This is a genomic window from Schlegelella aquatica (assembly GCF_026013905.1).
Lineage (GTDB): Bacteria > Pseudomonadota > Gammaproteobacteria > Burkholderiales > Burkholderiaceae_C > Caldimonas > Caldimonas aquatica.
On the sequence record NZ_CP110257.1, the window covers coordinates 106,236 to 127,857 of the forward strand.

Below are 21,622 nucleotides of genomic sequence, written 5' to 3' on the forward strand. Positions count from 1 at the left end.
GCGCCGCCCTCAGGCCGCGACGACGTTGTCGCCCGAGAGGCGACCCCGCGTGTCCACGATCAGCTTGGCGTGGCGCTGGATCAGCGCGTAGTCGAACCCGTCGTGGTCCGTGGCGAGCAGGAGGCCGTCGTAGCTTCCGATGGTGTCCGCCGTGAGCGGCACCGATTGCAGGTCGAAGTGGTAGTCCCGTTTGCGCGGGAAGACGGGCACGTGCGGGTCGCTGTAGGCGATCTCGGCCCCTTTGGCCTGCAGCAAGTCCATGATCTCCACCGAGGGGGACTCGCGCGTGTCGTCGATGTTCTTCTTGTAGGCCAGCCCCAGCACCAGGATCTTGCTGCCCTTGATGGCCCGGCCCCGCTCGTTCAGCGCGTCGGCCACTTTGCCCACGACCCACTGCGGCATGTAGTGATTGATCTCGCCGGCCAACTCGATGAAGCGCGTGTTCACGCCGTACTCGCGCGCCTTCCACGTCAGGTAGAAGGGGTCGATCGGGATGCAATGCCCTCCCAGGCCGGGCCCGGGGCGATAGGGCACGAAACCGAACGGCTTGGTCGCCGCCGCGTCGATCACCTCATGGATGTTGATGCCCATGCGATCGGCCACGATCTTCATTTCGTTGACGAGGCCGATGTTGACGCTGCGGTGGATGTTCTCCAGCAGCTTGGTCATCTCGGCGACCTTGGTGCTGCTGACGGGCACCAGCGTCTGGATGGCGTGTCGGTACACCCCCTGCCCGAGATGCAGGCAAGTGGGCGTCGCCCCGCCGATCACCTTCGGGATGTCCTTGGTGCCGTAGTGCGGGTTGCCCGGGTCTTCACGCTCGGGGCTGAAGACCAAGGCGCAGTTCTCACCGGGCACCAGGCCCCGCGAGCGCAATCGGGGGGCCAGCACCTCGTCGGTCGTGCCCGGCCACGTGGTGCTCTCCAGGCTCAAGAGCTGCCCTTCACGCATGTGCGGCAGCATCGACTCCACCGTGTTGACGATGAAGCTCAGGTCCGGCTCGCGATAGCGGTTGAGCGGCGTGGGCACGCAGATGATGAGCGCGTCGGCTTCCTTGGTCCGCGCGAAATCACCGGTGGCCTCGAAGCCCTGCGCCCGCGCCTGCTGGATGCGGTCTGGCGTGAGCCGTTCGATGTAGCTCTGACCGGCATTGAGCTTCTTCACCTTCTCGGCATCGATGTCGAAGCCGATCACTCGAATGCCGACCTCGGAGAAGCGCAGCGCCAGCGGCAAGCCCACGTAACCCAGCCCATAGATGCCCACGGTCAAGGTCTTGCCACGAATGCGATCGTCCAGCGCTGCAAGAGAGTGCGAAAGCATGCGGGTGTCCATCGGGGCATTCTATGGACCACCCCCTCGGCCGTTGTGTAAAGGACGGCAACTCTTGAACTTGAACTCCGGGTGCAAGCCACCCCGGGCACAGCCGAAGAGCATCAGCCGCGATAACACGCTGCGCGCTCGAAGTCTCAGGCCTGTTCCGAACACAAGGGCTGCTTTCGCAGCTTCCCTCTTCTCAGCGCCGGCTCGGGAAGTGCAAAGCCCGGTCGCCTCTGAGCAAGAGCGACCGGGCTCCAGCAAGAATAGGCGCGAAGCCGATGCCTGCCGCGGGCTACGACATTACGAGGGGTTCACGAGCTGGCACTGGCCGGTGCCTGCGTTGCACTGCGCGTTCTGACGAATGGCACCGTTCCCACGCGTTGGCGTGGTGAATGTGATGGCGGTATTGTTGTTGTACGCAGCGGCGTCCAAAGCGGGGTTCGGGTCGCCGGTGCAGGCGGACGCCGTGTAGGCCGGAGCGGGGCGGTTGTTGGCCAGCTCTGCCACGGCGGCGCCCATGTAGGCCTTGGCTTCCGCCAGGCAGCCAGAGTTCGCCGAGCGCTGGGTATAGTCGCGATACTGCGGCAGCGCGATCGCCGCCAAGATGCCGATGATCGCCACGACGATCATCAGTTCGATGAGGGTGAAACCCTGCTGGACACGCTTCATTGATCTCTCCTTGACAGGTTGGGGGGAAGCGCTGCGGTTGTTGCAGGGGCTGTGCCAGCGCGCCGCGGGCGTGGCGGCGTGAGGTTGTGCACATTCGCGGCACCTACGGCTCCACCGAGTGCGACAAGCTGTGTCCGGGTATCAGAGGAAGTGACAAGAAACGTCACCCCCCTCGAGGCCGCTCAGAGTTCGTAGACCTGGCCGGCCTCGAGCGCGGCGATGCGGTGGCTGTCCAGAGCGGCCAGTTCGCTCGTCACTTGCGCCTGCTCGCCTGGCTTCATGTGGGTGATGTACACCGGCACGCGCGGGTCGAGGGCGCGCAGCTCCTCGGCGAGGGCGCTGGGGGCGAGGTGTTGGCTGAGCAAGGCGACCTCGGCCTCCCGGTCGCTGAAGGCCGTTTCGATCACCAGCATGGCCACCGGGCGCTGGGCGAGCAGCGGCCACAGGCCGGGGTTGGGGCCGGTGTCGCCGGTGTAGACCCACCAGCCTTGCGGCGTCTCGATGCCGTACCCGACCGCAGGCACGGTGTGCTCGGCGGGCAGCACCTCGATGCGCTTGCCGCCCAGCTCCAGTTGCTGGCCCACGCGCACAGGTGCCAGGCGCAGCAAGGGCTCGGCCTTCGAGGGCAACTGCGTGAAGTCGGGCCAGATGACCCAGTTCATCACGTGGCGCTGCAGCGCTGCCAATGTCTCCGGCAGCGCGTGGACGGTGATGGGCGCGCGGCGGCGGCCCATGACGGCATCCGCGAGCAGCGGGATGCCGACGATGTGGTCGAGGTGCGAATGCGTGACGAGGATGTGCTCGATGCGCGCCATCTCCTCCAGCGAGAGATCGCCCACGCCGGTGCCGGCGTCGACGAGCACGTCGTCGTCGATGAGGAAGGCCGTCGTGCGGCAGCCCGCGGCGATGGCGCCGGAGCAGCCCAACACGCGCACTTTCATGAGCGGCCCTCCAGGGGGCGCGGCGAGCCGGCGCGCGCCGCGTGCGGCAGCGGGCGGCTGTGAGAAGGCGGCGAAAGGGTCATCGAGCGGTTGCAGTCGGCCGCGCAAGCGCGATATGCAGCGCGGCAGCCTGGCTATGGTGCGCGCCTGTTACAGGGTTGCCAAGTGGCAAGTGGCACATGGACCGGGGGGTGCCGGCCCGCGAGCGCGCGCGGTGGGCGGTGCCGTGATCCAGTTCACGGCGTCGAAGGCGACGGCGGGACGTGGCGGGCGACTGACCAGCGGCAGGCGAGCGGCAGGCGGGCATTCCCTCGAGCGGCCCCTCGCGCTGGCCTGACAGCGCCGCCTGTGCGCCCGGTGCTGGCGCCGCAGGGGTGGGCCCGAGCGTGCGCGCAGGGCCCGTTACCCCTGCACGAACTGCATCTGGGTCCCCGCCAGCTCGATGATGTCGCCGTTCTTGAGCGGCACCGGGTCGTTGCCGACCGGGTTGCCGTTGACCGTGGGGCGCGCGGCGCCTTCGACGTGCGCGAAGACGTAGCCGCCCGGCCGCTTGGTGATCGAGGCCACCTGCACGCCCGGTTTGCCGACGGTGGTGACCACCTTGGTCAGCGTCACTTCGCGGCCCGCAGCGGCGCCGTTGAGCACCTTGATGGACGCCGCCGGCACGCTGGGCAGCGAGCCGAAGCCCGACGGGCTGCCCAGCCCGCCGAAGCCCGAAGGGGCCGCGAGCGGCGACGGGGCGGCCGGCGGCGCCATGGGAGAGGCTGCAGCCGGTGCAGTACCCATCACGCCAGGCTTGATGACCATCGTTTTCTCGTACTCGGTCGCCTCGTCGGTCAGGTACTTGATCTTGTACTTGCCGATCTCGATCGTGTCGTTGTGCGCCAAGAGCTGCTTCTTGATGGCCTTGCCGTTCACGTAGGTGCCGTTGGTGCTGTTGAGGTCTTCGATGAAGACGTCTTGCCCCACCATTTGCAGCACGGCGTGCTCACCGCTGACGGCCAGGTTGTCGATCACGATGTCGTTGTAGGGGCGCCGACCGAGCGTGGTCTTGTCCTTGGTGAGCTGGACTTCCTTGATCACCACCCCGTCGAGCGAAACAACCAGTTTCCCCATGCCTTGGCCTCGTTGGAATGTTCAGTTGTGAGTTGGTTCGGGCGCCGCCTGCCGTTGTATCACGTGCGCGCGGGCCGAACGCTGGGTCTGCGTGGGTTGCAGGACTGCACCGGGGTTCGATGTGGGGCGTCAGCGACGGAACGGCCACCAGGACCGCACGGACGAAGCCTGGCCATGAGCCCGGACCAGCACGACGGCGATATTATCCCGGCCGCCCGCTTCGTTGGCCGCAGCCACCAGCCGGTTGCCGGCCTCGGCCAGCTCGGTCGTGCGGTCGAGGATCGCCTCGATCTCGGCGTCCGGCACCATGTCGGAGAGACCGTCCGAGCACAGCAGGTACAGGTCGCCGGGCTGCACGTCGTGCAGGTGGGTTTCCAGCAGCACGGTGTCCTCGACGCCGACGGCGCGCGTCACCAGGTTCTTGTTGGCCGAGAAGGCGGCCTGCTCGGGCGTGATGAGACCGGCGTCGATCTGCTCCTGCAGCAGCGAATGGTCGCGCGTGATCTGCGTCAGATGGCCGGCGCGCAGGCGGTAGCCGCGCGAATCGCCGATGTGGCCCATCAGCAGCCGCCCCTCCCGGAAGACGGCCACCACCAGCGTGGTGCCCATGCCGGCGTAATGCGGGTTGGAGTTGGCCGCGTTGTAGATCGCGCGGTTGGCGTTGTCCACGCAGATGTCCATCGCCCGGCGCACGTCGGTGTCGCTGGCGTTGCTGGCGGCCTCGGTGAGCCAGCGTCCGAGCTCCGACTTGATGAACGAGGTGGCCATGCTGCTGGCGATCTCGCCGGCGTTGTAGCCGCCCATGCCATCGGCCAGCACGGCGAGTGCCGCGCGTTCGTCCACCGCCACCGAGTCCTCGTTGTTGTCGCGCGCGCGACCGGGGTCGGTCAGGCAGAAGAACTCGAAGGACATGGACGGGGCGCTCAAGTCAAAACCTATCGGGGCGCACGGGACTGCAGTGCCGAGGTGAGGATTGTGCCCTGGATCACACTCCCCGGCGCGAGCAGGCGCCCCCCAAGCCCCGGGGGCCGCGTGCGACGGGCCGGGCACGCGGGGTGCGCCGGCGCTCGTCGGCCCCACCGGCCCCCATGCGTCACGGGCCGGGGCTTAGGCCGCCGCGCGGTCCCCGCCTCCGCGGCGGCCGGCCAGCAGCTTGCCGATCAACAGCACGAGCAGGGCGCCGCCCACGCCGAAGGCGTACTTGAGCACCTCGGTCTGGGGCAGTTTCGGGAAGTAGCTGGCCACTTCGGGGTTGGCCACGGCCGGGTCGGAGAGCAGCATCGTCCCGGCGATCCAGCCCAGCAGCATCCCGCCCAGCGTGATGATGATCGGGAAGCGGTCCATCAGCTTGATCACGAGCTGGCTGCCCCAGATGATGATGGGAATGCTCACCAGCAGGCCGAAGATGACCAACGGGATCTGGTGTTGGCCCCCGGCCGTCTCCGCCGCGCCGGCGATGGCGATGACGTTGTCCAGGCTCATCACGAAGTCGGCCACGATGACCGTCTTGACCGCCGCCCAGAGGCGGTCGCTGGCCTGGATGTTGGCGTGCTCGTCCTCGTCTTCAGGCGCCAGCAGCTTGATGCCGATCCACAGCAGCAGCAGCGCGCCGACGATCTTGAGGAAGGGGATCTTCAGCAGCGTGAGCGCAAAGACGATGAGGATCACCCGCAGCGCGATGGCGCCGAACGTGCCCCACAGGATGCCCAGCCGGCGCTGCGCCGGTGGCAGCTTGCGGCACGCCAGCGCAATGACCACCGCGTTGTCGCCGCCCAGCAGGATGTCGATCATGATGATCTGGCCGACGGCAAGCCAGAACTCGGGGGTCATGAACTGCTCCATCAGGAGTCCTCAGGTCGTTCGGAAAGGGGGGCGGACGCCGAGCGGCGCCCGCGGAGAGCCGGCAGTGTAGGCGCCCGCGCCGGGGCAGCCGTTGCGAAAAACTACGTATGCAAGCGGGGCGCCTGGGGCGGCGGCCGCCCGCCGCCGCAGGGTGTCGCGCCCGCGGGCGCTGCTTCTTCTTACAGCAGCGACTTGAGCAGCTTGCCCATCTCGGACGGGTTGCGCGTGACCTTGAAGCCGCACTCTTCCATGATGGCGAGCTTGGCCTCGGCCGTGTCGGCGCCGCCAGAGATCAGCGCACCGGCATGGCCCATGCGCTTGCCGGGGGGCGCGGTGACGCCGGCGATGAAGCCGACCACCGGCTTTTTCATGTGGTCCTTGCACCACCGGGCGGCCTCGGCCTCGTCCGGGCCGCCGATCTCGCCGATCATGATGACGGCGTCGGTGTCCGGATCGTCGTTGAACATCTTCATCACGTCGATGTGCTTGAGGCCGTTGATGGGGTCGCCGCCGATGCCCACCGCGCTCGACTGGCCCAGGCCCAGCTCGGTGAGCTGCGCCACGGCTTCATAGGTCAGCGTGCCGGAGCGCGAGACCACGCCGATGCGGCCCTTCTTGTGGATGTGGCCGGGCATGATGCCGATCTTGATCTCGTCGGGCGTGATGAGGCCGGGGCAGTTGGGTCCCAGCAGCAGGGTCTTCTTGCCGCCGGCCGCCTCCTTGGCCTTCATCTTGTTGCGCACCATCAGCATGTCGCGCACCGGGATGCCCTCGGTGATGCACACCACGAGATCGAGGTCGGCTTCCACCGCCTCCCAAATGGCGTCCGCGGCGCCGGCCGGCGGCACGTAGATGACGCTCACCGTCGCGCCGGTGGCCTGCTTGGCGTCCTTGACGCTGGCGTAGATCGGGATGCCCTCGAAGTCCTCACCGGCCTTCTTCGGGTTGACGCCGGCGACGAAGCAGTTCTTGCCGTTTGCGTAGTCGCGGCACATGCGGGTGTGGAACTGCCCGGTCTTGCCCGTGATGCCCTGGGTGATGACCTTGGTGTCCTTGTTGATCAGGATGCTCATGATGTCCTCGAGCGAATCAGTTGTCTTCCCAAGCGACCGCCGCGGAGCCGGCTAGGCCGGGCCGCTGGCGACGCCCCCTGGAGGGGGAAGCGCCGCAGGCGCTTCGGGGGTGGTTCATGCAGCAGCGGCCACGACCTTCTGGGCGGCCTCGGCCATCGTGTCGGCAGAGATGATGGGCAGGCCCGACTCGGCGAGCATCTTCTTGCCCAGGTCTTCGTTGGTGCCCTTCATGCGCACCACCAGCGGCACCTTGAGGCCCACCGCGCGGCTGGCGGTGATGACGCCGTCGGCGATCACGTCGCAGCGCATGATGCCGCCGAAGATGTTGACCAGGATGGCCTTGACGTTCGGGTTCTTCAGCATGATCTTGAACGCCTCGGTCACCTTCTCGGCCGTGGCGCCGCCGCCGACGTCGAGGAAGTTGGCCGGCTCGCCGCCGAACAGCTTGATGGTGTCCATCGTCGCCATCGCCAGGCCCGCGCCGTTGACCAGGCAGCCGATGTTGCCGTCCAGGCTGATGTAGGCCAGGTCGAACTTGGAGGCCTCGATCTCGGCCGGGTCCTCTTCGTCGAGGTCGCGATAGGCGACGATTTCCGGGTGGCGGAACAGCGCGTTGGAGTCGAAGTTGAACTTCGCATCCAGCGCCTTGATGTTGCCGTTGCCTTCGAGGATGAGCGGGTTGATCTCGGCCAGCGAGGCGTCCGTCTCCATGTAGCAGCGGTAGAGCTTCTTGAAGACATCGATCGCCTGGGCCTGCGAGGCGGCCGGCACCCCGATGCCGTCAGCCAGCTGCTGGGCCTGCTCGTCGGTCAGGCCGACCAGCGGGTCGACGAAGACCTTGATGATCTTTTCGGGCGTCTTGTGCGCGACTTCCTCGATGTCCATGCCGCCTTCGGAGCTGGCCATCATCGCGACCTTCTGCGTGGCGCGGTCGGTCAGCGCCGCGACGTAGTATTCCTTCTTGATGTCCGCGCCTTCCTCGATCAAGAGGCGCCGCACCTTCTGGCCCTCGGGGCCCGTCTGGTGGGTGACGAGCTGCATCCCGAGGATCTGGCCCGCCAGCGTCTTGACCTCGTCGATCGACCGCGCCAGCTTCACTCCACCGCCCTTGCCGCGTCCGCCTGCATGGATCTGCGCCTTCACGACCCAGACGGGGCCGCCCAGCTTCTGCGCGGCCTCGACGGCTTCCTGCACGGTGAAGGCGGGATAGCCGCGCGGCACCGGCACACCGAAGTTGCGCAAGATCTCCTTGCCTTGGTACTCATGAATCTTCATGGTGGTGTGACTTTCTGAAGGGGACGTCTAAGGAGAAGCCGGCTCGGCCTTCTCGGGCCGGTACCAGCGCGGGTAAAACTGCCGCACCACCTCGCCGTCGGAGCGCAGGGCGTGGCAGCGGTCGATCTGGAAGGGGGGTTGGTCGGCGGCGGAGGCGCCGCCCTCCTGGGTGTCGAGCACCTCGCCGGCGAAGGCCTGGATCACGGCGGTGGGCAGCACCTGGGTGAGTTCGGTGATGTGGGTGCAACCCTGCACGCCGCCCAGGCGTTCCTTGACGGCCTGGCGAAAGCCCTTGAGCAGGTTGAGCCCGGCCAGGCGAGCGTAGGCGTCACCATAGGCGTTGCATTGCCCGGGATAGGGCATGGCGTGCGTCTGCGCGCCGGCAGTGAGGATGTTGAAGCGGGTGTCGACGACGAGGTGCAGCGTCATGTCGTGCACCGGGTCCCCGGCGCGGCGGGTCTCGCCGGCGAGCACCACGTCGCGCGTCTTGGTGTCGACCAGGCGCGCCTCGACCTCCCACAAGCCGTCCGGGCGGGCGTACACCGCCACGTCGATGCTGCGGCGGTGCTTGAGCTGACGCTGGGGGTCGGGCGCAGGCTGGGCCATCTCGAGGGCGCCGTGTCGCGGGTTTCGGGCGGTTTCGGCGAAGCCCCTCACTTTAGCATGGTGCGTCGCACCAAACCTTTCAGGCGGCTGTTGGGCGGCGTGGGCCGAGCGCCGGGCCTCAATCGTCCTCGTCGCGCACCACCCGGCGGATGACCTCGGTGGAAAAGCCGCGCCCGGCGAGGAAGCGCATCTGCTTGGCGCGTTCGGCCGGGGTGGCGGCGCACTGCCCGCCAAAGCGGCGCTGCCACACCGCGCGGGCGCGGTCGTACTCGGTGCCCTGCAGCGCGGCCAATGCGTCGTGCGCCGCATCGCCGTCGATGCCGTGGGCTTGCAACTCCTGCCGGATGCGCGCCGCGCCGAAGCGCGCCGCCTTGCGGTGGACGATCGACTCGACGAAGCGGGCCTGGCTGAGCAGCCCCTTGGCCTCGAACTCGTCGAGCAGCGCTTCCACCTGCTCGGGCGTCTCGGCGTGGGGCGCGAGCTTGCGGGCGAGTTCCCGTCGGGAGTGCTCGCGGGCGGCCAGGTACTTGAGCGCCCGGCCGCGCAGCGAGAGCTTGGGGGCCGGCATCACTCCTTGGCGGCACGGCCCTTGGCGGGCTTGTCGGCCGGCGCGTCGGTCGCCGGCGCGCTGCCGGGCAGCAGCGGCACGCCCAGGGCGGCGCGCACCTTGTTCTCGATTTCTCGGGCGAGGTCGGCGTTCTCCTTGAGGAATTCGCGCGCGTTGTCCTTGCCTTGACCGATCTTCTCGCCGTTGTAGGCGTACCAGGCGCCGGACTTTTCGATCACCCGGGCGTTGACACCCAGGTCGATGATCTCGCCCTCGCGGCTGATGCCCTCGCCGTAGAGGATGTCGAAGTCGGCCGTCTTGAACGGGGGCGACACCTTGTTCTTGACCACTTTGACCTTGGTCTCGCTGCCGATGACCTCCTCGCCCTTCTTGATCGAGCCGACGCGGCGGATGTCCAGCCGCACCGAGGCGTAGAACTTGAGCGCGTTGCCGCCGGTGGTCGTCTCGGGCGAGCCGAACATCACGCCGATCTTCATGCGGATCTGGTTGATGAAGATGACCATGCAGTTGGTCTTCTTGATCGTGGCCGTGAGCTTGCGCAGCGCCTGGCTCATCAGACGGGCTTGCAGGCCCGGCAGCGCGTCGCCCATCTCGCCCTCGAGCTCGGCCTTGGGGGTGAGCGCGGCGACCGAGTCCACGACGATCAGGTCCACCGAGCCGGAGCGCACCAGGGCGTCGACGATCTCGAGCGCCTGCTCGCCGGTGTCGGGCTGGGAGATGAGCAGGTCCTGGAGGTTGACGCCGAGCTTTTGCGCGTACTGCACGTCCAGCGCGTGCTCGGCGTCGATGAAGGCGCACACACCGCCTTGCTTTTGCATCTCGGCGATGACCTGCAAGGTGAGGGTGGTCTTGCCCGACGACTCGGGGCCGTAGATCTCGATCACGCGGCCGCGCGGCAGGCCACCGACGCCGAGCGCGATGTCCAGGCCCAGCGAGCCGGTGGAGACGACCTGGATGTCCTCCACGGCCTCGCCTTCGCCCAGCCGCATGATGGAGCCCTTGCCGAACTGCTTCTCGATCTGGGCCAGCGCGGCCTGCAGGGCTTTGGCTTTTTCGGTGTTCAGGGCCTTGACGGGTGCGTCCACGGACATCTCCTTGACGGGCGGTGTGTGTTGACTGTGTGATCGAATCAGCCTGTGGTTAACGACAGGCTGGATGGATGAGCAGTATTGTGGACGCGGGTTGCCGCGAAGTAAACGCATTTTTGGTCAGTTTGCCTTACTATTTGTGCCATGCGACCGATCCCGCCTGCTTCCCGGCACTCGCCGGCCCTCCCAGGCTCCCCCGCACGCGGTGACGTGGCACCGGCCGCGCAGGAGACCGCCCCGGCCCTTGCCGAGCAGGCCGCCGCCTGGCGCCAGACGCACCTGGGGCGATTGCTCGGCCACGCGATGCGCCGCTTCGACGCGCGCGTGCTCGAGCTGATGGCTCGCGACGTCGAGGTGCCGCTGGCCTTGGCGAATTTGGCCGCGCGGGCACAAATCACCGCCGCCCACATCCACATCACCCGTCATCTGGCCCTCGAAGGCTCGCGGCTGACTCAGTTGGCGGCGCAGGCCGGCATGACGAAGCAGGCGATGGGCGATCTGGTGGAGCAATGCGAAGCCTGGGGCCTCGTCACGCGCGAGGCGGACCCGCGCGACCGGCGGGCCCGATGGGTGCGCTTCACGCCCACGGGGCGGGCGTGGCTGGCGGCCTTCCACCGCGCCGTGGCGCAGGCCGAAGCCGAATTCCGCGCCGACGTGGGGGAGGACGTGGCCACGGTCGTGAAGCTGGGCCTGGAAGCCTACGCCGGAGGCTGGGAGCCGTGAGCGCTCCTACAATGCACGAAAGAGCAGTTCGCAAGAAGGCAGGCCGCCGCCCCGGGCGACGCGCGCCGCGAGGAGACACGAGATGCGCATCCTGATTGCCGAAGACGACCAGGTGCTGGCCGACGGCCTGCTGCGGTCGCTGCGCAGCTCGGGCTATGCAGTCGATCACGTCGCTTCGGGGACCGAGGCCGATGCGGCCCTCTCGTCCCACGAGTTCGACCTCGTGATTCTCGACCTCGGCCTGCCGAAGATGCACGGGCTGGAGGTGCTCAAGCGGCTGCGCGGCCGCGGCGTCGTCACCCCCGTGCTCATCCTCACTGCGGCCGACAGCATCGAGGAGCGCGTCAAGGGCCTGGACCTCGGCGCGGACGACTACATGGCCAAGCCCTTCTCGCTGCAGGAGCTCGAGGCGCGGGTGCGGGCGCTCGCGCGTCGCGGCATGGGCACCGCCAGCAGCATCATCAAGCACGGGCCGCTCACGTTCGACCAGACCGGCCGCGTGGCCTACATCAACGACCAGATGGTCGAGCTCTCCGCGCGTGAACTGAGTCTCTTGGAAGTGTTGCTGCAGCGGGTGGGCCGGCTGGTGAGCAAGGACCAGCTCGTCGAGCGGCTGTGCGAGTGGGGCGACGAGGTCAGCAACAACGCGATCGAGGTGTACATCCACCGCTTGCGCAAGAAGATCGAGCAGGGCCCGATCCGCATTGCCACCGTGCGCGGCTTGGGCTATTGCCTCGAGAAGATCCCGAACTGAGACGACGGCCGTGCCGATGCACCGCGAGCAGCGCTCGCTGTTCGGTGAGATCCTCGACTGGATGCTCGCACCGCTGCTGCTGCTGTGGCCGATGAGCGTCGCGCTCACGTGGCTGGTCGCGCAGAGCATTGCCGACCGGCCCTTCGACCGCGCGCTGGCCGAGACGGTGCGCAACCTCGGCCAGCAGGTGGCCGTGGCCCGGCAGCAGGTGGTGTTCCAGATGCCGCCGACGATCGTCGAGTTCCTCAAGGGCGACAACGCCGACACGGTGTACTTCCAGGTGCTGGGGGCGCGCGGCGAGCTGGTCGGCGGGGACCCGGAGCTGCCGGTGCCGCCCGAGCAGGAGGCGCACGACCCGGGCACGGTGAAGTTCCGCGAGGACGAACTGCACAACGAGCCGCTGCGCGTGGCCTACATGTGGGTGATCGTGCAAGGGGCATCGGACGGCCAGCACGCGCTCGTGCAGGTGGCCGAGACGCTCAACAAGCGCTCGCAGCTCGCCACCGAGATCATCAAGGGCGTGATCCTGCCGCAGTTCGTGATCCTGCCGCTGGCGGTGCTGCTGGTGTGGCTCGCGCTGGCCCGGGGCATCGCGCCGCTGTCGGAGCTGCAGCGTCGCATCCGGCGACGGCAGAGCGACGACCTGAGCCCCATCGACGAGAGCGAGGCGCCCGAGGAGGTGGCCCCGCTGGTGCGCTCGATCAACGACCTGCTGGCGCGACTGGACCAGTCGATCAAGACGCAGAAGCACTTTCTGGCCGATGCCGCGCATCAGCTCAAGACGCCGCTGGCCGGGCTGCGGATGCAAGCCGAGCTGGCCCAGCGCGAGATCGACGCCGGCCAGCGCGACCCGCAGGAGCTGAAGAAGTCGCTGCGGCAGATCGCGCGATCCAGCCAGCGCGCGGCGCACATGGTCAATCAGCTCCTTGCACTGGCGAGGGCCGAGAACCAAGGCCGGCTGCAGCGCCGCCACGAGGTCCCTCTCGCACGGCTCGCCGCCGAGGTGGTGCGCGATTTCGTCCCGCGGGCGATGGACAAGCGCATCGACCTGGGCTATGAGGGCCCGGACACCGCCGGGCCGGGGGCCGCTCCCGCGGCACGGGTGCTCGGCAATCCCTTGCTGATCCGCGAGCTCATCCGCAACCTCGTGGACAACGCCACCCTCTACACGCCGGCCGGCGGCACCGTCACGGTGCGGGTGGTCAACGATCCGTTCGGCCAGGTGAGCGTGCTGCAAGTGGAGGACTCCGGCCCCGGCATTCCGGAGGCCGAGCGTGAGGTGGTCTTCCAGCCCTTCTACCGGGCGCTCGGTACCGACGTGGACGGCAGTGGCCTCGGCCTGGCGATCGTGCGCGAGATCGCTCAGCAGCATGGGGCCGAAGTCCTGCTCGAAGACGCCAACACCGCCGGCGAGATGGCCGGGGGAGCGCCCCGCGGCACCCGAGTGACCGTGCGGTTCCCCACCGTGCCCCTGGCAGCCGAGGCGCCCGCCGCCCACGAAGTGCACCCCTGAGTCTTCACTCTCTGGTGAGGTCGCCGCGCCGCGCACGGGGCTGCACACGGAGGAGCCGGCTCGGGACTTTCCCTGAAGGGAGGGGCGAGATGTGATCGCTGATGACGCCTGTCCGCGCCGCCCTTGCGAGCCGATCACTTTGCTGCGGTGCAGCTGAGGGTTGGGCCCGACTGCCACGAACGAACGTTCGTTTTCCAATCCAGTGGCCGACGCCGGCCCGCGCCTTTCTGGGCCGATCGAGGCGCCTTCGCCTCGCCATACCACCCCCAAGGAGATGCGCTTGAAACGACTGATCGCTCGCACCGTGCTGGCCCTGGCCTGCGCCGCAGGCACCGCCGCCTACGCGCCGCTCGCGCATGCCGACACCTACACCCAGACGCGGCACCCGATCGTCCTCGTCCACGGCCTGTTCGGCTTCGACGCCGTGGGCCCGATCGACTACTGGTACGGTATCCCCTCGGCGCTGCGCGCGGGCGGCGCGAAGGTGTACGTGCCCCAGCAGTCGGCCGCCAATGCGAGCGAGGTGCGTGGCGAGCAGTTGTTGTCCGAGCTGCGCCGGCTCAAGGCCGCCTATGGGCACACCAAGTTCAACCTCATCGGCCACAGCCATGGCGGGCAGACCGTGCGCTACGTCGCGGCCGTGGCGCCGGAGCTCGTCGCTTCCGTCACCACCGTCGGCACGCCGCATTTCGGCAGCCCCGTGGCCGATGCCATCAAGACCGGCACCGACGTGACCGGCACCATCGGTTTCGTCTCGCAGGTCGTCAACGGTTTTGCCAGCCTGTTGAGCTATCTCTCCGGCGGCTCCGGGCTGCAGCAGAACTCCGAGGCCGCGATGAACTCGCTCACCACCGCGGGGGCGGCAGACTTCAACCGTCGCTTTCCCGCCGGCGCCCCCACCTCGACGTGCGGCAGCGGCCCCTCGCAGGTGAACGGTGTGCGCTACTACTCCATGAGCGGCACCTCCGTGATCACGAACGTGCTCGACCCGAGCGACGGCCTGCTGGGGCTCACCTCGCTTGCCTTTCTCGGCAAGGACAACGACGGTCTCGTGGGGCGCTGCTCCTCGCGGTGGGGCCAGGTCCTGCGCGACGATTACCCGTGGAACCACCTGGACGAGATCAACCAGAGCTTCGGTTTGCGCGGCCTGTTCACGCCCGACCCGGTGGCGGTGATCCGCGCCCACGCCAACCGGCTGAAGCTGGCTGGCCTGTGAACCTGAACGTGCGCCGGGCTGCGGCGGGAGGAGCTTTCGCGGCTGCGGCCGTCGTGGCCGCGCTCGTGTGGTGGCCCGCCCCTGAAGCGGAGAGCCGCCCGGGCGCGGGCGCGGCCCCGCTGCCCGCCGCACCCCGATGGAGTCTGCTCTCCGCCGGGGACGCGACGCCCGTCGCACAGCCGCAGGCGAGCGTCGCCGCCGCCGTCGAAAGGCGCCTCTACGGGGCGGGCTCATTACGGGGCACTGAACCCGACGGGGACTGGTCGGTCGACGCCCACGGGCGCCTCGAGCCGTCGATCTCGCTGCGGCGGCGCTTCGACCACTACCTGGCGGCACTGGGCGAAGCGAGCGTCGCCGAACTGACGGCGCTCATGCAGGCGCATGCCGAACGGGATGTCGGGGCCGCCGCCGCCCAAGAAATCCGGACCCTTTGGGACCGGTATCTCGCCGTGCATCAGCATCGCTACCGCACGCAGGTGCGCCTCGACGACCCGCAGGGGTGGGAGGCCGCTTTGGCCGAGCGACAGGCCGTGCGCCGTGCTCACCTGGGGCGGGTGTGGGCCGATGCGTTCTACTCGCAGGAGGAGCAGGCGCTCCAGGCGCACATCGAGGCGGCGCGGCAGCAAGGCGTCGGCGAGCGCGCAGGCGCGGCCGGCAGCGAACACGCCCTGCTCGGCCCGCCCGCCCCGGGGGCGGATCCGTCCGCGCTGCACGAGCAGCGGGTGCGGCAGTTCGGCGCCGAGGCCGCCGAGCGTCTGCGCCAGGAGGACATCGCCTGGGCCGACTGGCAGCGACGGCTCGAGCACGCGCGAGGGCGTATCGCCGCCTTGCGCCGGGCGCCGGAGCTGTCCGAGGTGCAGCGAGAGGCGGCCGTCGCGCAGGTGATCGACGAGACGTTCGGCGCCGACGAGCGCCTGCGCGCCCGCAGCCTGCTGCTGCCCTGAGTGCCGGCGCCGGCCGCGGCCGATCCGCGGCAGCCAAGCGAGCCCTCCCGGCGCGCAGGGTGGTCCTGAAGCGACGTTTGGCCGCCCAGCAGGCAAAACCTGCATGCCCCTCGGGCCGCATGGCGAGATAATCGACCCCGGCGAACGCGCGGGTTGGCGACGGGGCGGCGGCAGCGGAAGTGCCTACTTTCTCTGGATGGCGCGGCGGCCGGGACGCCGTGTGCGCAATTCGCACAACATAATCACATCCTCGCAGGAAAGCGCAGGGGCGACCGAGACCTGTCCGGCCGACCGTCGGCCGACGAGCCGAGACACCCCGGTCTTGCGAGCCGCGCCGATGATGGGCGGAGCTGCAGGGAGACCGATGACGCGCCCCCGGGGCGCGGTGGCCGGAGGGTGTATGTACGCTTGGCAGGAGGACGACATCCAGTCCTTGCTGGCCGTCCCCGATGAGGACGAGTTGTTCGCGCGACTGACGCGCGCGGCTCAGGAACTGGGGTTCGAGTATTGTGCCTACGGGCTGCGGATGCCGTTGCCGCTGTCCAATCCGCGGGTGGCGATGTTCAACAACTACCCGCGGGCCTGGCAGGAGCGCTATCAGGCGTGCGGCTATGTCGCGGTGGACCCGACCGTGCGCCACGGCATGCGCTCCTCGCTGCCGGTGATCTGGTCCGACGACGTCTTCGCCACGACGCCGCAACTGTGGGACGAAGCCCGCCAGTTCGGGCTGCGGGTGGGCTGGGCACTCGCCTACCGCGACGCCAGCGGCATCCGCAGCCTCATGACGCTTTCGCGCGGGCAAGGGGAGATCACCCCCCAAGAGCTCGAGGCCAATCTGCCGCGCCTGTACTGGCTCACGCAGGTGGGCCACATGGGCATGGCGCAGCTCGTCGCGCCGCGCCTCATGCCCGAGATCGGCGTGCGGCTGAGCGACCGCGAGGCCGAGGTATTGCGCTGGACGGCCGACGGCAAGACCTCCAGCGACGTCGCCGAGATTCTTGGCATTTCCGAGCGCACGGTGAACTTCCACATCAACAACGCCATGGCCAAGCTCGGCGCGACCAACAAGACGGCCGCCACCATTCGCGCCGCGATGCTCGGCTTGCTCTGAGGCCCGGCGCTCGGCCGCCCGGAGCCGGGCCGTGACCCCCGCGGGGGGTGGGGCGCAAGCCCCGGGGGCAAAGATATCTGGCCCGGCGCTCGGCCGCCCGGAGCCGGGCCGACACCCCCGCGGGGGGTGGGGCGCAAGCCCCGGGGGCAAAGATACCTGGCCCGGCGCCCGGCCGCCCGAAGCCGGGCCGACACCCCCGCGGGGGGTGGGGCGCAAGCCCCGGGGGCAAAGATACCTGGCCCGGCGCTCGGCCGCCCGAAGCCGGGCCGACACCCCCGCGGGGGGTGGGGCGCAAGCCCCGGGGGCAAAGATACCTGGCCCGGCGCTCGGCCGCCCAGCCGGGCCGTGACCCCCGCCGGGGGTGGGGCGCAAGCCCCGGGGGCAAAGATACCTGGCCCGGCGCCCGGCCGCCCGGAGCCGGGCCGTGACCCCCGTGGGGGTGGGGCGCAGGCCCCCGGGGGCAAAGATGCAAGGCCGCGGCCCGGCTCAACCCCGCATTCCGAGCGCGCCCGCCACCGCGGGGGGCCAGTCCAGGTGCGCCAGGTGCAGCTGCAACAGCCGCTGCGTGGCACCCGCTCCGAGGTCGTCGCCCCGCTCGTCCACCAGCATCAAGTTGGTGCGCACTTCGCCCGCCATCCAGCGCAGGTGGCCGGCGGTCCAGCACGCCTGCCAATCCCAGCCGATCGACACCCTCGGATCGTCCCGTCCGGCCCACTCGGTGTGGCCGTACAGCTCGTCCAGGGCCTCCCCGCAGCGATGGGCACGCACGGGCCGGTCGGTGGGGTCACGCTCGCCCCAGCCGGCGAGTTCGCCACTCGCCTCCCATTCGGAATAGAGGTGCACCAGGGGCAGCCGGTGGAGCAGCCGGGTCGGCAGGCGCACGTACCCGTCGGGGGGCACCTCGGGAGTGGCTGCGGGCGCCGGCGCGCTCGGCAGGGCCCGCAGGGGCGGGGGGGCGGACGCGGGGCGGACCGGTCGCCGCATGGATCGGAGGATTCGTGTCATGGGGGGAACCTCGGTGTTGCTGCAGGACAAGGCGGCAACAGCTTTTCACACAGCTGACGCGCAGAAGGTGCTAGGCGCGCGCGCCGAGAAGTGTCGCAGGGAGGTCGGAGCACTCGCGCTGTCTGAGTTGACAGTTGTTGCTGTTCGTCACGCGTCTGAACATCGGCCGCACCCCGTTGTTGCGCCCAGGAGGACGTGTGGAACTCATTTGTGGCACGGGCTCCAGCCTGCCCCCCGATCTGCTGGATGCTTTGTCCGCGTACCGTTATCGGGTGTTCATCGAGACCTTGGGCTGGGACCTGCCGGCCGAGAACGGCCGGGAACAGGACCAGTTCGACACGCCCGAGACGGCCTATGTGATCGCGCGGGACCCCGACACCGGCCAGTTGCGCGGCTGTGCGCGCCTGCTGCCGAGCACGGGGCCCTACTTGCTGGCCGACGTCTTCCCTCAACTCTTGCACGGTCAGCCCGCCCCGCGCCACCCCCAGGTGTGGGAGCTCTCGCGCTTTGCCGCTATGGATTGCGGCGCGCCGCAGTCGCTCGCCCAACCGATGGAGCTCAAGGTGGCCGAGCAGATCCTCTCCGGCGCCCTCGACTACGCCCGCCGCCGCGGGGTGCAGCGTTTCATCACCGTCTCGCCGCTCGGCGTGGAGCGGCTGCTGCGCCGGGTCGGCGTGCATGCCCACCGTGCCGGCCCGCCGGTGCGCTACGGCTCCCATGCACTGTTCGCCTGCTGGATCGAGGTCGATCACCAGTCCATCGAGGCGATGCAGGTCTACACGCCCGAGCGCAGCGTGGTCATCGACCCGGCCGCCGACCGGGCCGGCGACGCCGGTCGGGCCCTGGCAGCCTGAACGCCTGGCCGGCGCGTCATGCCGCGGCGGTGGCGCGCGAGGCGCGCTGTTGGCGTCTCAACGCCACGGCGTCGGCCGCCCGCCGTGGCGTGGCGTCGGCCAGCCTGAAGAGGTCCACGGCTTCTTCCAGCGCGCGCGATCGGTCCCGCAGCCCCGACGCGGCGGCCGCCAGCTGCTCGACCATCGCTACGTTCTGCTGGGTGATGGCGTCCAGTTCGCCGAGCGCCTCCTGAACCTGCGAGACGCCGCCGTGCTGCTCGTGGCACGCACGGCTGATCTCGCCGACGAGGGTGGACATCTCAGCGACGCGATCCACGGCGTCGTCGATCGTGCGGCCGACCTGCTCGGCCTGTTGCACGCCGACGCGAACCGTGCTTTGCGACTGCTCCACGAGGTTGCGGATGTCCTGCGCGGCCTCGGTCGTCCGGCGCGCGAGCGAGCGCACCTCGCCGGCCACGACGGCAAAGCCCCGGCCCGCCTCGCCCGCGCGCGCCGCCTCCACCGAGGCGTTGAGCGCCAGGATGTTGGTCTGGAACGAGATCTCGTCGATCAGCCGGGTGATGTCGCCGATGCGGGTCGCGGCCGCTTCGATGGACTGCATCGTGTGCTGCATCTCTCGCGCGGCCTGAGTGCCGGCGCGTGCGGCCTCGAGGGTGGCCTCGGCCCGTGCCGACGCCTGGCGCGCCGCTTCTGACGTGCTGGCGACCGCGGAGGCGATCTCGGTCATGGCCGAGGCTGTTTGCTCCAGCCTTGCCGCCTGGGTTTCGGTGCGGCGCGAGAGGTCGTCGTTGCCGGCGGCGATCTCCTGCGCCGCGAGCGAGACGTGCTCCATCTCCCGCTGCGCATCGCGCAGCACGGACATCAGATTGACGCGCAGCTGCGCCAGCGACTGCCAGAGCCTCTCCAGGGCCGGGTGGCGAGAAGGCGGCGGCACGATGGCCAGGTCGCAACCCGCCAGGCGATCGACATACTCCCTCATCGGCCCGAGACGGCGCCGGCCGCCCCACTGCATGCCGACGTGGCCGACCAGGGCGAGCCCCAGGGCTGCGGCCCAGCCCATCCCGTCGCCGGCCCCACCGAGCGTGGGCGCGGCCTGTCCGATCACGAAGCCGCCGATCGCGAGCAGCGCGGGCAGGGGATTGCGCACCAGGCCGTCCCCGAGCCGCTGCAGGGCATCGAGACGGCCGGCCCAGCCTCCGCGGCGCAGCTTGCCCGCGGCGAGACGGGCTCGCAGCGGACGGCGGCTCTGCTCGTCTTCTCGCAAGGCAGCATACAAGCGCTCGGCCTGGGCCACCTGCTCGCGCGTGGGGCGGGTGCGCACCGACAGGTAGCCCACCGGTCGGCCGCCCTCGAGCAGCGGGGTCACGTTGGCATAAACCCAGTAATGGTCGCCGTTCTTGCGGCGGTTCTTGACGACGGCGCTCCAGGGGCGACCTTGCTGGATCGTCGCCCAGAGGTCTCGAAACGCCTCCTCCGGCATGTCGGGGTGGCGGACCAGGTTGTGCGGCTGCCCCAGCAGTTCTTCGCGTGTGTAGCCGCTGACTTCCACAAAAGGGAGATTGCAATAGAGAATGCGGCCTTTGAGGTCTGTGCTGGACACCAAGGTGCAGCCCGCGGGCAGCTCGTACTCTCGTTGTGTGACGGGTCCGTTGTGTCTCATGTCAAGGTCCGATGGGGTGGGAGGGCCTCCAGGCCCGTCGACCGTTCATCGGCACAGTGAGCGAAAGCTGAAGCCTTCTTTCGCGGCGGCGCGCGATTCTCTTGAGCGTCGTCAAGCGAGGGGCTTGACGTTCTTCGACCGGCGCGGCGCGGGCGTGCCGGGGGGCGTCGGCTCAAGCCGTCCTCAGGAGACCATCAACCGCCGGCTGCGGGAGATCGACATGAGGATGCCCAGCCCCATGCCGAGCGTGACCATCGCGGTGCCGCCGTAGCTGATGAAGGGCAGCGGGACGCCGACGACGGGCAGGATGCCGCTGACCATGCCCATGTTCACGAAGGCGTAGGTGAAGAACATCAGCGTCACCGCGCCGGCCAGCAGGCGCGAGAAGAGCGTGGGCGCCTCGGCGGCGATCATCAGGCCGCGGAAGATCAGGAAGACGAAGCCCAGGATCAGCATCAGGTTGCCCGCCAGGCCGAACTCCTCCGAGTAGGCGGCGAAGATGAAGTCCGTCGTGCGCTCGGGAATGAACTCCAGGTGCGTCTGCGTACCCTTCATGAAACCCTTGCCCGTGAGCCCGCCCGAGCCGATGGCGATCATGCCTTGCAGCGTGTGGAAGCCCTTGCCCAGCGGGTCCTTGGTCGGGTCGAGCAGCGTGCACACGCGGCCCTTCTGGTAGTCGTGCAGGCCGGGCCATTTGACCTCGGGCTGGCAGATGCGGTCTTCCGAGAGCACGAGCGCGGTGATCGCCACCGCGCCGGTCACGAGCACCGGGATGATGAGCTTCCACGACAGGCCGGCGAAGAAGATGACGTACAGCCCGGCCGAGGCCACCAGCAAGGCCGTCCCCAGGTCGGGCTGCTTGAGGATGAGGCCCACCGGCACGGCGAGGATCATGGCGGCCACGAGGAAGTCCGGGACGCGCAGCTGCCCCTCCCGCTTCTGGAACCACCACGCGAGCATGAGCGGCAGAGCGATCTTGAGAAGCTCGCTGGGCTGGATGACGGTGACGCCGACGTTGAGCCAGCGCGTGGCGCCCTTGCGCGTGATGCCGAACAGCTCGACGCCCACCAGCAGGGCGACGCCGGCAACGTACAGCGGCAGCGCGGCGGCCATGAGTTTTTGCGGCGGCACCTGGGCGATCACGAAGATCACCACCGCCGCCAGCGCCATGTTGCGCGCGTGATCGACGAATCGCGTGCCGTGGTCGTAGCCGGCCGAGTACATGATCGTCAGGCCCGCGGCGCACAGCAGCAGCACGGCCAGTGACAGCCATCCGTCGAAGCCGGTGAACCACGGCTTGGCGCGCTGCCAGAGCGAAGGTTTGTCGATGGCGACGTTCATGCGGTC

The 21,622-nt window shown here is 69.2% G+C and carries 20 protein-coding genes and 1 pseudogene; 7 read left to right on the forward strand and 14 right to left on the reverse strand.

All coding sequences use genetic code 11. The features are described 5' to 3' along the window. Positions 1-9 precede the first annotated feature (9 nt). The 11 genes and pseudogenes from OMP39_RS00490 to recA form a co-directional block, all read right to left on the reverse strand. On the reverse strand, positions 10-1,332 hold the full coding sequence (locus tag OMP39_RS00490) for a nucleotide sugar dehydrogenase (RefSeq protein WP_280925516.1): 1,323 nt from the start codon (positions 1,330-1,332) through the stop codon (positions 10-12). A gap of 542 nt (positions 1,333-1,874) precedes the next feature. After that, positions 1,875-1,986 (reverse strand): annotated as a pseudogene (locus tag OMP39_RS00495) (prepilin-type N-terminal cleavage/methylation domain-containing protein); the annotation flags it as partial. A 182-nt stretch (positions 1,987-2,168) separates the two neighbouring features. Next, complete coding sequence (locus OMP39_RS00500) at positions 2,169-2,927, reverse strand: MBL fold metallo-hydrolase (protein WP_264892869.1); 759 nt, start codon at positions 2,925-2,927, stop codon at positions 2,169-2,171. 402 nt (positions 2,928-3,329) lie between these two features. After that, a complete protein-coding gene (locus tag OMP39_RS00505) occupies positions 3,330-4,043 on the reverse strand; it encodes an FHA domain-containing protein (RefSeq protein ID WP_264892870.1) in 714 nt (237 codons plus the stop codon). Between the two features lie 129 nt (positions 4,044-4,172). Further along, positions 4,173-4,955 carry a Stp1/IreP family PP2C-type Ser/Thr phosphatase gene (locus OMP39_RS00510; RefSeq protein WP_264892871.1) on the reverse strand — a complete coding sequence of 261 codons (783 nt, stop codon included), beginning with the start codon at positions 4,953-4,955 and terminating at the stop codon, positions 4,173-4,175. 195 nt (positions 4,956-5,150) lie between these two features. Next, the gene (locus tag OMP39_RS00515) at positions 5,151-5,885 is read right to left on the reverse strand and encodes a TerC family protein (RefSeq protein WP_264892872.1); all 735 of its coding nucleotides are present in this window, start codon (positions 5,883-5,885) and stop codon (positions 5,151-5,153) included. A 179-nt stretch (positions 5,886-6,064) separates the two neighbouring features. Then, positions 6,065-6,958: a succinate--CoA ligase subunit alpha gene (gene sucD / locus OMP39_RS00520; RefSeq protein ID WP_264892873.1), complete on the reverse strand. Its 894-nt coding sequence runs from the start codon at positions 6,956-6,958 to the stop codon at positions 6,065-6,067. A 114-nt stretch (positions 6,959-7,072) separates the two neighbouring features. Then, positions 7,073-8,233, reverse strand: a complete 1,161-nt coding sequence (sucC, locus tag OMP39_RS00525; RefSeq protein ID WP_264892874.1) for an ADP-forming succinate--CoA ligase subunit beta — start codon at positions 8,231-8,233, stop codon at positions 7,073-7,075. A gap of 27 nt (positions 8,234-8,260) precedes the next feature. Beyond that, positions 8,261-8,839 carry a DUF2889 domain-containing protein gene (locus tag OMP39_RS00530; protein ID WP_264892875.1) on the reverse strand — a complete coding sequence of 193 codons (579 nt, stop codon included), beginning with the start codon at positions 8,837-8,839 and terminating at the stop codon, positions 8,261-8,263. A 118-nt stretch (positions 8,840-8,957) separates the two neighbouring features. Continuing rightward, positions 8,958-9,407 carry a recombination regulator RecX gene (gene recX / locus OMP39_RS00535; protein WP_264892876.1) on the reverse strand — a complete coding sequence of 150 codons (450 nt, stop codon included), beginning with the start codon at positions 9,405-9,407 and terminating at the stop codon, positions 8,958-8,960. Then, a complete protein-coding gene (gene recA, locus OMP39_RS00540; RefSeq protein WP_280925517.1) occupies positions 9,407-10,492 on the reverse strand; it encodes a recombinase RecA in 1,086 nt (361 codons plus the stop codon). The genes recX and recA overlap by 1 nt, the downstream gene beginning before the upstream one ends. A gap of 213 nt (positions 10,493-10,705) precedes the next feature. Here recA and OMP39_RS00545 point away from each other — a divergent pair, with 213 nt between their 5' ends. The 6 genes from OMP39_RS00545 to OMP39_RS00570 all read left to right on the forward strand — a co-directional run bounded on the left by OMP39_RS00545 (position 10,706) and on the right by OMP39_RS00570 (position 16,756). After that, positions 10,706-11,218 (forward strand): MarR family winged helix-turn-helix transcriptional regulator, encoded by a 513-nt coding sequence (locus OMP39_RS00545; RefSeq protein ID WP_264892878.1) that lies wholly within the window; start codon positions 10,706-10,708, stop codon positions 11,216-11,218. An 82-nt stretch (positions 11,219-11,300) separates the two neighbouring features. Beyond that, a complete protein-coding gene (locus tag OMP39_RS00550) occupies positions 11,301-11,972 on the forward strand; it encodes a response regulator (protein ID WP_264892879.1) in 672 nt (223 codons plus the stop codon). A gap of 16 nt (positions 11,973-11,988) precedes the next feature. Continuing rightward, complete coding sequence (locus OMP39_RS00555; RefSeq protein WP_264894596.1) at positions 11,989-13,485, forward strand: sensor histidine kinase; 1,497 nt, start codon at positions 11,989-11,991, stop codon at positions 13,483-13,485. Positions 13,486-13,759: 274 nt separating this feature from the next. Then, positions 13,760-14,701 (forward strand): esterase/lipase family protein, encoded by a 942-nt coding sequence (locus OMP39_RS00560; protein ID WP_264892880.1) that lies wholly within the window; start codon positions 13,760-13,762, stop codon positions 14,699-14,701. Next, entirely contained in the window at positions 14,698-15,645 is a 948-nt protein-coding gene (locus OMP39_RS00565) for a lipase secretion chaperone (protein WP_264892881.1), read from the forward strand. The genes OMP39_RS00560 and OMP39_RS00565 overlap by 4 nt, the downstream gene beginning before the upstream one ends. Positions 15,646-16,045: 400 nt before the next feature. After that, the gene (locus OMP39_RS00570; protein ID WP_264892882.1) at positions 16,046-16,756 is read left to right on the forward strand and encodes an autoinducer binding domain-containing protein; all 711 of its coding nucleotides are present in this window, start codon (positions 16,046-16,048) and stop codon (positions 16,754-16,756) included. 486 nt (positions 16,757-17,242) lie between these two features. Here OMP39_RS00570 and OMP39_RS00575 read toward each other — a convergent pair whose 3' ends face one another. Then, entirely contained in the window at positions 17,243-17,761 is a 519-nt protein-coding gene (locus OMP39_RS00575) for a DUF4902 domain-containing protein (RefSeq protein WP_264892883.1), read from the reverse strand. Between the two features lie 197 nt (positions 17,762-17,958). Here OMP39_RS00575 and OMP39_RS00580 point away from each other — a divergent pair, with 197 nt between their 5' ends. After that, positions 17,959-18,615, forward strand: coding sequence for an acyl-homoserine-lactone synthase (locus OMP39_RS00580; protein ID WP_264892884.1), 657 nt, complete (start codon positions 17,959-17,961; stop codon positions 18,613-18,615). Positions 18,616-18,631: 16 nt separating this feature from the next. Here OMP39_RS00580 and OMP39_RS00585 read toward each other — a convergent pair whose 3' ends face one another. Together OMP39_RS00585 and rodA are read right to left on the reverse strand one after the other, a co-directional pair. After that, positions 18,632-20,275 (reverse strand): methyl-accepting chemotaxis protein, encoded by a 1,644-nt coding sequence (locus tag OMP39_RS00585; RefSeq protein ID WP_264892885.1) that lies wholly within the window; start codon positions 20,273-20,275, stop codon positions 18,632-18,634. Positions 20,276-20,458: 183 nt separating this feature from the next. Then, entirely contained in the window at positions 20,459-21,616 is a 1,158-nt protein-coding gene (gene rodA, locus OMP39_RS00590; RefSeq protein ID WP_264892886.1) for a rod shape-determining protein RodA, read from the reverse strand. Between the last annotated feature and the right edge of the window lie 6 nt (positions 21,617-21,622).